A 12,702-nucleotide genomic window follows, 5' to 3' on the forward strand; every position below is an offset into this window, starting at 1 on the left:
TGGGGGTTCGTATGGGACAAGCAATGATTTTATACGCGCAATTCTTCACGCGCATTTCGATTCCAATTGAAATAGAGGATGCAACGACTAAATTTAAAAATAATATTCAGTACTTCAGCCTCTTTGGACTCTTATTGGGCTGCATCGAGGCGCTGATCTTCTGGGGGTTCGCTAGTATTTTTCCACTGTGGTTTGCTTGGATGATCTACTGGATCACAGATGGTCTGCTCACGGGCGGCTTTCATTTAGATGCGCTTGCGGACACTGCTGATGGGTTGTTTTCATCGCGGAAACCAGAACGGATGAAGGAAATTATGCACGATAGCCGGCTGGGGACAATGGGCGCGCTGGGGCTGATCTACTTTTACCTGATCGTTATCGGCAGTGGTATTGTGATCTGTAACCAGTTACCCCTTTGGCAGTTGATCGGACTCACCGCGGTGATGACAATGATGGCCAAAACGGGTATTGCACTACTGTTTTACAAGATGGTCTACAACGGCGATAGTGGTCTTGCCAGTATCTGGGTCGGCGTGAAGACTTGGCGGATCGTTGCCTCGCAGGTGCTCGCAATTGTGGTGATCGGCGCGGTGTTGCAGTGGCCGGGACTAGTTGGCTATTTAGCCATGGTTGTTTTCGGGTATTTTTATCGGCGCTTTCATATTCGATTATTAAAGGGCTTCAGCGGTGACACCATTGGCGCCTTTGGTGAGCTGTCGCAGGTTGTCTTCCTGCTGGTCTATAGTGGGATTATAGAGGTGCTAAAATGACGCTATTTGTGACCCGTCACGGTGAAACAACGCTTAATCAGCAACGTAAATTTTACGGTGCGCTGGATGTTCCGATTGATGAACAGGGCCGACAACAGGCAAGCCAACTGGCTGCCAAGCTACGCGGACAACCGCTAGACGTCATTATCCGTAGTGATACGCGTCGCACGCAACAAACGGCTCAGCCCATTATCGAAGACCACCCGAACGCAGAAGTACTCGTTAATCCCGGCTTGAATGAAAAAGGGTTTGGTGATTGGGAGGGCTTGGATGCGGATGAAATTGAGGCCAAGGACCCAGTGACCTGGCATGATTGGATTGCCAATCCCTTTGATGTAACGCCCATAACGCCCAATGGTGCGGAATCTTTCGCTGATTTTTCTAATAGGGTACTGACTACTGTTGCAACGTTGATGCCGATGTTCAATCAAACGGCAAACATGTTACTAGTGGCCCATTTAGGGACACTGCGCGTCATGCACCAAGCGTGGGTACCGGGAACGGTTTTCTGGAACCTCGACTTTAAGGCGGGCCACTATTCGACGTATCAGATTCAAGGTGGCAAGGGACTTCTACAAGCGCTAAATCGTTAAAATGAGAAGGTGTTTTAAGTGGCATTTTTGATTACGTATCCGAAAGAAAAGGTCTCAACTGAGTTTCAACGGGCACTCGCAACGGTAACGACGCCGTTGTATATGTCGTTGCGTGAACTGGTCGCTAGTCAGTTAACGCCGTCAGAGGTGGCTCAGATTGCCCAAGCCGAAAACATTGTGATCACCAGTCCCTTTGCACTCCAGCTCTATTTAGGACAATATTGGCAAGACCAGCGGCAACCACACTACTATGTCTTAAGTCAAAGAATGGCTGATCAGTTACGTCGCCGCGGGGCAACTCAGGTGCACCAGTCTCAATCGGAAAATCAGGCCAGTTTGGCGCAACTGGTGCAGCATAGTACCAATGCTCCCGTGCTGTGGTTAACCGGCAATCGTCACGTCAAACAAAATCGGTTGTCGGCACTCGTAAATGTGCACCAAATGGTCTGTTATAAGAACACTTGGTCGCAGCAAAAGGAGAACGAAATTGTTGCCGCGTTACAGGGTCAAACCATTAATCGAGTGCTGGTCACTAGTCCGTCGTCTTACACTCGGCTTCGTGTGATTGAGTCGCGACTTTCAAAGGTGTTTTCATCAGTCACGTATTATACGTTAGGCGATAGTACATTTACTGAAATCAACAAATTTAGCCATGACGTTGTTAAACCTGTTAACAGGCAACACGTTCTTGGACAAATGCTTATGAAAATGTGCAATGACGAACGGGCAGACCAGTAAAATATTGAACGACATCACACATTATTGTTGTAAGGAATCACATTTATGTTGTAAAGAAGTGAAAATAATGTAAATAAAGCGATTACAAATATGCTAATATTAGTTTGTTAATTGTGAATTAACAAACTAATATAAAGGTGGGTGTCACTAATGGATGGTTTTATTGGTGAGTTTTTCGGCACTGCCATCCTGATTCTCTTAGGAGCCGGGACTGGTGCTGGGATCAACTTAAATAAGACGTATGCCAAAGGCTCAGGTTGGCTGTTCGTCTGCCTGTCATGGGGTATGGCTGTTACCATGGGGGTCTATGTTGCAGGTCTTTTGGGTTCAGATGGGCATTTGAACCCTGCAGTTACAATTCCATTTGCAATCTTCGGGTTGTTTCCATGGAATGAAGTTTTGCCATATTTAGCAGGTCAATTCTTAGGTGCGTTTTGTGGCGCAGCAATCGTCATGGTTGCCTTTGGGGCACACTTTAAAGAAACCAAAGGGGAAGAGAATGGGAACACTGTTGGGATATTTGCTACGATGCCAGCAATTAAGTCACCACTTTTCAACTTCCTCTCAGAAGTTATCGCAACATTTGCGTTTGTCTTTATTCTTCTTAACTTAGGTAACTTCACAACTGGCTTGAAACCACTTGTTGTTGGTTTCTTGATCTTCGTCATTGGTACTAGTTTAGGGACGACCACCGGGTTCGCCATTAACCCGGCCCGTGACTGGGGTCCGCGGTTCGCGTACACGATCTTGCCTGTTTCTAACAAGGGTTCAGCTCATTGGGACTATGCATGGGTTCCAATGTGTGGTCCACTGATCGGTGGTTTTCTTGCCGCCGCATTGGAAACGGCTGTTCATTAGTCATCCTGCACTTATTCAAATAAAAAATGCTATCAAGTTAATTTGATAGCATTTTTTTTGCGTATTCAGAAAAGTGTCCAGTATACAATGTCATAAATTAAGTATTTTTCCTAAATTACGATGTGAAATTGAAAATAGGAGAGACTTTTAATTTATCAAACGTTAAATGGATGAGAAAACCAACTATTACTTAATTGTCGTAGGATAATTGACGCGTGTTCAAAAAAATACCATTATTTTTGCTTGTACCTGGTAAAAATGACCTAATTCGCGAATGCCGTGTAGATCCACTGTACAACTGACTTGCCTTTAATGCTGACAGCACTCGATGGCACCGTCGGCTGTTTACAGTCAACGGTATAGATCCAACCGCGAGAGCCGGTCGAGTCGGCGAGGTTGCTGATGTTATTAAAGTACGGGTAGCCATTTACCGGCTGCGAGAAGTAGGCAATGTCATTTTTTTGGAAATAGCGTTTTGAGACGTCAAAAACGGTGTCACTTTCCTGCCAGGTAATATCGCGGTGAATTGTAAAGATCTTTTGAATCGACGTATTCTGGTGGCGGTATTCCGATGGTGTCAGACCAGTGCGTTGCTTAAAGATCTTGGTGAAATAGCTCGTCTGTTGGAAGCCGATTTGATTCGCAATGTAGTTGATCGGCAGCTTAGACAAAGCGAGTTTTTCACTGGCTACTGCAATCTTTCGGTAGTTCACGTAGTCGATGAAGTTGACGTCGAGGATCTTCTTAAAAATTCGACTGAGGTAGGACGGGGACAAAAAGACTTCTTGCGCGACGGTCGACAGTGAGATCGTGTGCCGAATGTTCTTTTCAATATATTGAATGGCGGCATCAATACTCTGGGTGACGCCATCATCCTCACTTTGGACAGTGGGCTGCGATTCAGTTTCTACATTGTGGTACTTATTGCGGTCCGTCTTGACCGGCTGCGTGGTAATTTGATTACCTTCTGCTGTTGAGGCACGCAAGAAAGTGTCGAAGTAGCGGATTTTAGACAACTGCTCCGTATCTAGGGCATCCCAGACAGACACGGTGATGTTGAAATCCGGTTCTAGCAGTTGATTAAAGATATTTTCGAGATAACTTCTAGAAAGATAAATACGCTGTTGGGAAACGTTTACTGAGTTACAAATAATGAATCCCCATAGGCGATGCTCAATGGTGACAGGAAAAATCGCGTAGACCTTTAACGCATCAAAGTTGATATTCTTTTGGACCTCGTCAAGCCCTGAGTACACAGCGTTATCCTTTAGTAATTGCTCGTCTAAGGTATAAAAAACAGTGTCGATCTGAGTAATACCGGCGAACGTCGCAACCGCCCCTGCAAGTGTACGATAGTCTTCTGTTTTAAGTGGATAGTCGATCATAAATGGTCCTCCTCCAATTGTATGAGAAGCGGTTCACGTACACTGTATAAATACGGTAAACGCTGCCAACTCCTTTACAATTGATTTTAAAATAATCGCAACGGTAGTTCAACATAATTTTTAAATTAATTTGTATTATTTTGCACTAATGCCATATTCTTTTGAAAACGTTTACCTTTTTTGACATCGTGAAATACACTTGATTAAAATATCACAAATAGAATCACCTATAATGTAAGTGTTTTCGAAACTAATTGGAAATGCGCGGAAATTAGATAATAACAACTTCTCAAACGTTTACTGTCTAACGTCACTGCACTTCCAAAATTTAGGAGGAAGCTCTAATGAACCAAGAAGCTTTAGGATTAATCGAAACGAAAGGTCTGGTTGCCTCAATCGAAGCAGCCGACGCAATGGTCAAGGCCGCAAATGTTGATTTGGTGGGCCAAGAAAAGATTGGTCATGGGTTAGTCACAGTTATGGTTCGCGGTGACGTTGGTGCCGTAAAAGCCGCTGTTGATGCTGGTGTTCAAGCAGCTGAAAATATCGGTGAAGTCTTATCTAACTACGTCATTCCACGTCCACATAGCGATGTTGAAAAGATTCTCCCAGATCCTAAGAAACTCTCTGCAGAATAGTCAGTTAGCCTGATTATTAAAGGAGATTAGGGTATGAGTGTGAATAAAGACGCGTTAGTTGAGCAAGTAATGAGTGAGCTCCTCAAAAAAGGAATCTCGCTTGATGATAAAAATCAGTCAAATGCATCGGGAGGATTCGAAATGAATGATTTTTTAAACTCTACTAGTGTTGTCCCTGAGTTTGTTGGAACTCGAGAAATCGGTGACACCATTGGTATGTGTATTCCCAGTGTTGACCCAACTTTGTTAGATCAACTGCACATTACAAAGAAATACTCTGTACTTGGTATTCTTAGTGCTCGTTCAGGTGCTGGCCCACAAATTATGGCCATGGACGAAGCTGTTAAGGCAACCAACACAGAAGTTGTCGATATCGAACTTCCACGTGATACAAAGGGTGGCGCTGGTCACGGTTCTTTGATTCTTGTTGGTGGGTATGATCCTTCAGACGTTCGTTCAGCTATTAATGTAGCTTTGGATAACCTGAGCCGGACTTTTGGAGACGTTTATAACTCTGCTGCTGGTCACTTGGAATTACAATTTACTGCCCGTGCTTCAGGCGCCTGCCACATGGCATTCGGCGCTCCTGAAGGCAAAGCATACGGTTTGATTTGTGGCGCCCCTTCTGGGATCGGTGTTGTTATGGCCGATACTGCAATTAAAACTGCCGGGGTTAACGTTCTTTCCTTTGCTTCTCCTAGTCATGGGACCAGCTTCTCAAACGAAGGGATGGTTCACATTAGCGGTGATTCAGGTGCCGTTCGCCAGGCCGTTATTGCCGGCCGTGAAGTTGGCCTTAAGCTTTTGGCACAACTTGGCGAAACTCCAGTAAATGATTTTCCATCATACATTAAGTAGTAGCAGAGAGGAGGAACAATATTGGAACGTCAAAAAAGATTTGAAAAATTAGAGAAACGTCCAGTTCATTTAGATGGGTTCGTTAAGAACTGGGATGATGAAGGATTAGTTGCCCTTAACGGTAAGAATGATCCAACACCAAGTATTACGATCGAAAACGGTGTTGTTACTGAAATGGATGGTAAGAAGAAGGCAGACTTCGACCTTATCGACAAGTACATCGCCGAATACGGGATCAACTTGGACAACGCTGAAAAGACTTTAAAGACCGATTCAGTTAAGATCGCCAACATGATGTGTGATCCTAACGTCTCCCGTGCTGAAATTATTGAATACACAACAGCTATGACTCCTGCAAAGGCTGCTGAAGTTATCAGCCAGTTGAACTTTGCTGAAATGATCATGGCAACTCAAAAGATGCGGCCACGTCGGACACCTATGACACAAGTCCACGCCACCAACACGTTGGATAACCCAGTTGAAATTGCTGCTGATGCTGCCGAAGCCGCTTTACGTGGGGTTCCTGAAGAAGAAACCACGACTGCCGTTGCTCGGTATGCGCCAATGAACGCCATTTCAATCATGGTCGGTGCTCAAAGTGGCCGTCCTGGTGTTATCACCCAATGTTCAGTTGAAGAAGCTGACGAATTGAGTTTAGGGATGCGTGGGTTTACCGCCTATGCCGAAACGATTTCCGTTTATGGGACTGACCGGGTCTTCACTGATGGTGATGATACCCCTTGGTCAAAGGGCTTCTTAGCTTCTTGCTACGCTTCACGTGGGTTGAAGATGCGGTTTACTTCAGGTGCCGGTTCAGAGGTTATGATGGGCTACACTGAAGGTAAGTCAATGCTTTACCTTGAAGCACGTTGTATCTACATTACCAAAGCATCAGGTGTTCAAGGCCTGCAAAACGGTGGTGTTAGTTGTATCGGAATGCCAGGTGCCGTCGTAGGCGGGATCCGTGAAGTTCTCGGTGAAAACTTACTATGTATGTCACTTGACCTTGAATGTGCTTCTGGTAACGACCAAGCCTTCTCTCACTCTGACATTCGTCGGACTGGCCGGATGATCGGTCAATTCATCGCCGGTACTGATTACATTTCATCAGGGTATGCCGCCGAAGAAAACACTGATAACACCTTTGCTGGGTCAAACATGGATGCCTTAGACTTCGATGATTACATTACTTTGGAACGTGACTTGGCCATCAATGGTGGGATCATGCCTATCACTGAAGAAGAATCAATCAAGATTCGTCACAAGGCCGGTGTTGCTCTCCAAGCTGTCTTTGATGGGTTAGGCTTACCACCAATCACTGATGAAGAAGTTGAAGCCGCAACTTACGGCAGCAATTCAAACGACATGCCAAAACGTGACATGGTGCAAGATATGAAGGCTGCTCAAGACTTAATGACTCGTGGTATTACGGTCATTGATGTTATCAAGGCCTTATACGACCACGATATCAAAGACGTCGCTGAAGCTGTGCTTAAGTTAGCTCAACAAAAAGTTTGTGGTGACTACCTGCAAACATCCGCTGTCTTCTTGGATGGTTGGAAGTGTACTTCAGCTATTAACGATGCTAACGATTACAAAGGCCCAGGTACTGGTTACCGTCTATGGGAAGACAAAGACAAGTGGAACCGTCTAGAAAACGTTCCGTGGGCTTTGGATCCTCAGAAGTTGGAATTCTAACCAGACAGGTCGAAGGGAGGTAAGCACAGTGAGTTCAGAAATTGATGAAACATTGCTTAGAAATATTATCAAAGGCGTTTTAAGTGAAGTTCAAAACACTGATACGCCAATTTCCTTTGATGGTGACCAATCTGCAGCATCAGCCCCAGTTGCTGGTGCCAAGGAAGGTGCCGTACCAGAGAAGAAGTTAGATTGGTTTGAACACGTTGGTGTCGCCAAGCCAGGTCTGTCAAAGGACGAAGTTGTGATCGGGGTTGCCCCAGCATTTGCTGAAGTTTTGACTAAGACCATGACCAAGATTCCTCACAAGGATATCCTACGTCAAGTCATTGCCGGGATCGAAGAAGAAGGCTTGAAGGCTCGGGTCGTTAAGGTATACCGGACTTCAGATGTTTCCTTTGTTTCCGCTGATGTTGACCAGTTATCTGGTTCTGGCATTTCAGTTGCTATTCAATCAAAGGGTACAACGATCATTCACCAAAAGGATCAAGCACCATTATCTAACCTTGAATTATTCCCTCAAGCACCAGTGTTAACACTTGATGCCTACCGGGCAATTGGTAAGAACGCTGCCCAATATGCCAAGGGAATGTCACCAAACCCAGTGCCAACCGTTAACGATCAAATGGCTCGTGTCCAATATCAAGCTCTTTCAGCCTTGATGCACATTAAGGAAACGAAGCAGGTTGTCGTTGGTAAGGCTGCCGAAGAAATTAAGGTTACCCTTTAATTGAGGAGGATTTAATACTATGAGCGAAGTAGATGACTTAGTCGCTAGAATTGCTGCTCAGTTACAACAGGGCGGCAACGCTTCTAGTGCATCAACTAGTGCTAGCACCGCTACTAGTTCTGAAAAAGAATTAGGGGCTGCTGACTACCCACTATTTGAAAAGCATTCAGATTTAATCAAAACACCAACAGGACAAAGCGTTAACGAAATTACGTTGGAAAACGTCGTTAACGGTAAGGTTACTGCCAAGGATATGCGGATCACCCCAGCAACGTTGAAGTTACAAGGTGAAATTGCTGCCAACGCTGGCCGTCCTGCCATTCAACGGAACATGCAACGGGCTTCAGAATTAACTTCTGTTCCTGATGATGTTGTTTTGAACCTTTACAACTCATTACGGCCATTCCGTTCAACAAAACAAGAATTATTGGATACCGCCAAAGATCTTCGTGACAAGTACCACGCACCGATTTGTGCCGCATGGTTCGAAGAGGCTGCTACAAACTACGAAGTCAACAAGAAGTTGAAGGGCGATAAATAGTTAGGGGGTTTTAGTATGACACGTGTAATTGGTGTTGATATCGGAAATTCCTCTACTGAAGTTGCCCTTGCGGATGTGTCTGACAGTGGTGAAGTAAATTTCATTAATTCTGGAATTTCCGAAACAACTGGCATTAAAGGTACCAAGCAAAACTTGATCGGGGTTCGTAAATCGATTCAAATCGTTTTGCAAAAATCAAACATGCAAATTTCCGATGTTGATCTGATTCGGATCAACGAAGCAACGCCCGTTATTGGTGATGTTGCGATGGAAACCATTACTGAAACGGTCATTACTGAATCAACGATGATCGGGCATAACCCAGGTACGCCTGGGGGTGTCGGAACAGGTTCTGGCTACACGGTAAATTTGCTGGATCTGTTGAGTCAGGGTGATAAGGACAAGCCTTACATCGTGATCATCTCCAAAGAAATTGATTTTGCGGATGCGGCAAAGCTGATTAACGCTTACGTTGCATCAGGCTATCAGATCACAGCTGCCATCCTCCAAAGTGATGATGGTGTCCTGATCAATAACCGGTTAACAAAAAAGATTCCAATTGTGGATGAAGTGTCACAGATCGACAAGGTACCGTTGAACATGCTTGCCGCGGTTGAAGTTGCACCACCTGGCAAGGTCATTGCTCAATTGTCAAACCCATATGGTATCGCCACACTGTTCGAACTTTCTTCTGAAGAAACTAAAAACATTGTGCCCGTTGCCCGGGCTTTAATTGGAAACCGTTCAGCTGTTGTCATTAAGACGCCAGCTGGTGACGTTAAAGCGCGTGTGATTCCAGCTGGTAAGATCTTGATCAATGGCCAACCAAACGGTCATGGCGAGGTTAACGTTGCAGCTGGTGCGGATGCCATCATGAAAAAGGTGAACGAGTTCGATAGTGTCGATGACATTACCGGTGAATCGGGCACTAACGTCGGCGGAATGTTGGAAAAGGTGCGTCAAACGATGGCGCAGTTAACTGACAAACAAAACAGTGACATTGCGATTCAAGATGTGCTGGCTGTCAACACCTCCGTTCCTGTAACGGTTCGGGGTGGTCTGGCTGGTGAATTCTCGATGGAACAAGCTGTTGGGATCGCCGCCATGGTTAAATCGGATCACTTACAAATGCAAGCGATTGCGGATCTCATGAAAGACGAGTTCCACGTCCAAGTTGAAATTGGTGGTGCTGAAGCTGAATCAGCAATTCTGGGTGCGTTAACAACGCCTGGGACAACGAAGCCGATTGCCATTCTTGACTTGGGTGCCGGTTCAACCGATGCTTCAATTATCAACCAGAAAGATGAAAAGGTTGCGATTCACTTGGCTGGTGCCGGTGATATGGTCACCATGATCATCAATTCTGAACTTGGGTTGGAAGACCCATACTTGGCAGAGGATATTAAGAAGTATCCACTTGCAAAGGTTGATAATTTATTCCAGTTACGGCATGAAGATGGTGCCGTTCAATTCTTCGAAGATCCATTACCTGCTGATTTATTCGCCAGAGTTGTGGCCGTTAAACCAGATGGATACGAACCGCTTCCAGGTAATTTGAGCATTGAAAAAGTTAAAATCGTGCGTCAAACAGCCAAGAAACGGGTCTTCGTTACAAATGCTATTCGTGCCTTACACCACGTTAGTCCAACAGGTAATATCCGAGATATTCCGTTCGTGGTCATTGTCGGTGGGTCCGCCCTCGACTTTGAAATTCCACAACTGGTAACCGATGAATTATCACATTATAACTTAGTTGCAGGTCGTGGTAATATTCGGGGAATTGAAGGTCCAAGAAACGCCGTGGCGACTGGTTTGATTCTTTCATACGCGAGTGAGAAGAGGGGATAGTATGGCATTTGATTCTGAACGGCCGTCAATTATATTGGCGACACCAACGGGTTCTAATGGCCAGCTTCCTGCAGTTCTTGATCCAATGCTAAATGGCATGGAAGAGGAACAAATTCCGTTTCAAATTCTCGATATGGAAGGCAGTTCAGCCGTTGAACGAGCTTACAACGCTTCCGTTGCTTCACGATTGTCAGTGGGGGTCGCCTTTGATGATACACAGATCATTGTGCATTACAAAAACTTGGCACCTGATAAACCACTGTTTGATGTCCAGATCACTGATCCGGTCACCGTTCGTAAAGTTGGGGCAAACGCTGCTCGACTGGTAAAAGGAGTTCCATTCAAGAAGTAAAGACAGGTGAACGTTTTATGCAATCAATTGGATACCTTGAAGTAGAAGGGCTTCCTGGCGCAATCGTTGCGGCAGATCGAATGCTTAAAACAGCCGATGTGAGTCTGAAATACGTTGAAAATACTAAGGGTGGCGGTTGGATCACCGTCTCTGTCACTGGTGATGTTGCAGCCGTTCAAGCCGCAATCGATGCTGGTATCGGTGAACTTGGCGATCAAGTTTACTGCTCAGACGTGATTGCCAACCCAGCGCCTGGTATTGAGACCTTAGGGAAAAATGATGCGATCAAAGGCAATCATTTAGACGACCAAGGGCCAGATGATCCTCAAGGACCTAGTGATCCAAAGGGACCAGATGATCCGAAGGGGCCAAATGATGGACCAGCACCAAAGGATACCCCTAAGCCAAAGGACGATTCATTGGCAGCATCACCGGTGGAAGAATCGACTAATACAATCGATCAAGCTGGAGGAGCAAATGCTGCTCCTTTAGCTATTTCAAAAGGGAATACACCAGATGCTAAGCAAAAGGAAGCACCAGTGTCGGATAAGTCAGCAACTGCAAAGACAGCCGACAAAAATGATACAAAAGAAGCCACATGTAACCTTTGTGGTGATCCTGCCTGCCCACGCAAGATGGGGGAACCACATAAGAAGTGCATTCACTACGCTGAATTAAAAGGCACCAAAAAATAGGAGGAATTGATTATGAACAACGCATTAGGAATGATTGAAACAAAGGGTCTTGTCGCATCTATCGAAGCAGCCGATGCTATGGTTAAAGCAGCTAACGTCGTTATGGTTGGCCAAGAAAAGATCGGTAGCGGGTTAGTTACTGTTATGGTTCGTGGTGATGTTGGTGCCGTTAAAGCTTCTGTTGATGCCGGCGTTCAAGCTGCTGAAAACATTGGCGAAGTCTTAACGTCATTCGTTATCCCTCGTCCACACGCTGAAGTAGAAAACATCTTACCTCAACCTGCAAAATAATCAATAATCGAACAAAGGGTGGCTGTTAATTTATGGAATTAACTGAAGAGAAACTCAGACAAGTTATCAAACAAGTGATTGCGGAGGAATGCGACCCTAACCGTGTTCAGGTTAGCGTTTCAAACCACCATATTCACTTGACTGAAGCAGATTTTAAAACGTTATTTCCTAACGGCAAGATGGAAGCGTTTAAGCCTTTGAAACAACCTGGCGAATACGCAACTGCAAACGTGGCAACGATCGTCGGCCCTGCTGGCAAGATCGAACACGTGCGGGTCCTTGGCCCATGCCGGTCCCACTCACAAGTTGAAATTGCCCGTTCAGAAGCCATTGCAATTGGGGTCGATGCCCCAATTCGGCTTTCTGGGCACTTGGATGGTACGCCATCCGTTAAGCTTGTGACGCCGGATGGACAAGTTGACGTTCAAGGGGTCATTGTTGCAAAGCGTCACATTCACATGAGTGATGACGATGCCAAGCGCCTTGGCGTTAAGCTTGGCGATACGGTCTGTGTTGAGATCATGTCAAACAATCGTCGGACAACGTTTAACGACGTTATTGCCCGTCCTCGTAAGGACTTTGTTCTTGAAATGCACATCGATACTGACGAGGCCAATGCGGCTAACGTTGGTATGGGGAGCACAACATATGGCCGGATCATCGTTCCGGATAAGAAATAACTTGAATAGTTAAAGGTTGGTGGCCAA

Annotated in this window: 15 protein-coding genes; 14 read left to right on the forward strand and 1 reads right to left on the reverse strand. The window is 45.4% G+C overall.

What is annotated here, in order from left to right; translation table 11 throughout:
- The first annotated feature begins 11 nt into the window (after positions 1 to 11).
- The 4 genes from AYR61_RS07345 (at position 12) to AYR61_RS07360 (ending at position 2,959) form a co-directional block, all read left to right on the forward strand.
- Positions 12 to 770, forward strand: coding sequence for an adenosylcobinamide-GDP ribazoletransferase (locus AYR61_RS07345; protein WP_065902413.1), 759 nt, complete (start codon positions 12 to 14; stop codon positions 768 to 770).
- A complete protein-coding gene (locus tag AYR61_RS07350; RefSeq protein ID WP_065902415.1) occupies positions 767 to 1,363 on the forward strand; it encodes a histidine phosphatase family protein in 597 nt (198 codons plus the stop codon). The genes AYR61_RS07345 and AYR61_RS07350 overlap by 4 nt, the downstream gene beginning before the upstream one ends.
- A gap of 18 nt (positions 1,364 to 1,381) precedes the next feature.
- Positions 1,382 to 2,101, forward strand: coding sequence for a uroporphyrinogen-III synthase (locus AYR61_RS07355; protein ID WP_065902416.1), 720 nt, complete (start codon positions 1,382 to 1,384; stop codon positions 2,099 to 2,101).
- A 150-nt stretch (positions 2,102 to 2,251) separates the two neighbouring features.
- Positions 2,252 to 2,959, forward strand: coding sequence for an MIP/aquaporin family protein (locus AYR61_RS07360; RefSeq protein ID WP_056987726.1), 708 nt, complete (start codon positions 2,252 to 2,254; stop codon positions 2,957 to 2,959).
- 263 nt (positions 2,960 to 3,222) lie between these two features.
- Here the strand turns inward: AYR61_RS07360 and AYR61_RS07365 are convergent, their stop codons facing one another.
- Entirely contained in the window at positions 3,223 to 4,344 is a 1,122-nt protein-coding gene (locus AYR61_RS07365) for a helix-turn-helix domain-containing protein (protein ID WP_054707973.1), read from the reverse strand.
- A 344-nt stretch (positions 4,345 to 4,688) separates the two neighbouring features.
- Here AYR61_RS07365 and AYR61_RS07370 point away from each other — a divergent pair, with 344 nt between their 5' ends.
- From AYR61_RS07370 to pduL, 10 genes are read left to right on the forward strand one after another with little or no spacing between them, the layout of a single operon-like run.
- Positions 4,689 to 4,982, forward strand: coding sequence for a BMC domain-containing protein (locus AYR61_RS07370; RefSeq protein ID WP_054707976.1), 294 nt, complete (start codon positions 4,689 to 4,691; stop codon positions 4,980 to 4,982).
- Positions 4,983 to 5,015: 33 nt separating this feature from the next.
- Positions 5,016 to 5,840 carry a propanediol utilization microcompartment protein PduB gene (gene pduB / locus AYR61_RS07375; RefSeq protein WP_082409141.1) on the forward strand — a complete coding sequence of 275 codons (825 nt, stop codon included), beginning with the start codon at positions 5,016 to 5,018 and terminating at the stop codon, positions 5,838 to 5,840.
- 21 nt (positions 5,841 to 5,861) lie between these two features.
- A complete protein-coding gene (locus AYR61_RS07380; protein ID WP_065902418.1) occupies positions 5,862 to 7,538 on the forward strand; it encodes a propanediol/glycerol family dehydratase large subunit in 1,677 nt (558 codons plus the stop codon).
- Between the two features lie 28 nt (positions 7,539 to 7,566).
- Positions 7,567 to 8,268: a propanediol/glycerol family dehydratase medium subunit gene (locus AYR61_RS07385; protein ID WP_065902420.1), complete on the forward strand. Its 702-nt coding sequence runs from the start codon at positions 7,567 to 7,569 to the stop codon at positions 8,266 to 8,268.
- 19 nt (positions 8,269 to 8,287) lie between these two features.
- Entirely contained in the window at positions 8,288 to 8,809 is a 522-nt protein-coding gene (locus AYR61_RS07390) for a diol dehydratase small subunit (RefSeq protein ID WP_065902422.1), read from the forward strand.
- Between the two features lie 15 nt (positions 8,810 to 8,824).
- Positions 8,825 to 10,657 carry a diol dehydratase reactivase subunit alpha gene (locus AYR61_RS07395; protein ID WP_056987727.1) on the forward strand — a complete coding sequence of 611 codons (1,833 nt, stop codon included), beginning with the start codon at positions 8,825 to 8,827 and terminating at the stop codon, positions 10,655 to 10,657.
- Between the two features lies 1 nt (position 10,658).
- The gene (locus tag AYR61_RS07400) at positions 10,659 to 11,009 is read left to right on the forward strand and encodes a glycerol dehydratase reactivase beta/small subunit family protein (RefSeq protein ID WP_054707990.1); all 351 of its coding nucleotides are present in this window, start codon (positions 10,659 to 10,661) and stop codon (positions 11,007 to 11,009) included.
- A gap of 17 nt (positions 11,010 to 11,026) precedes the next feature.
- On the forward strand, positions 11,027 to 11,704 hold the full coding sequence (locus AYR61_RS15170) for a BMC domain-containing protein (protein WP_056987728.1): 678 nt from the start codon (positions 11,027 to 11,029) through the stop codon (positions 11,702 to 11,704).
- 9 nt (positions 11,705 to 11,713) lie between these two features.
- Positions 11,714 to 11,995 (forward strand): BMC domain-containing protein, encoded by a 282-nt coding sequence (locus AYR61_RS07410; RefSeq protein ID WP_275452939.1) that lies wholly within the window; start codon positions 11,714 to 11,716, stop codon positions 11,993 to 11,995.
- A gap of 32 nt (positions 11,996 to 12,027) precedes the next feature.
- Positions 12,028 to 12,675, forward strand: a complete 648-nt coding sequence (pduL, locus tag AYR61_RS07415) for a phosphate propanoyltransferase (RefSeq protein ID WP_056987729.1) — start codon at positions 12,028 to 12,030, stop codon at positions 12,673 to 12,675.
- Positions 12,676 to 12,702 lie beyond the last annotated feature (27 nt).

The organism is Secundilactobacillus paracollinoides (genome assembly GCF_001702155.1).
GTDB lineage: Bacteria > Bacillota > Bacilli > Lactobacillales > Lactobacillaceae > Secundilactobacillus > Secundilactobacillus paracollinoides.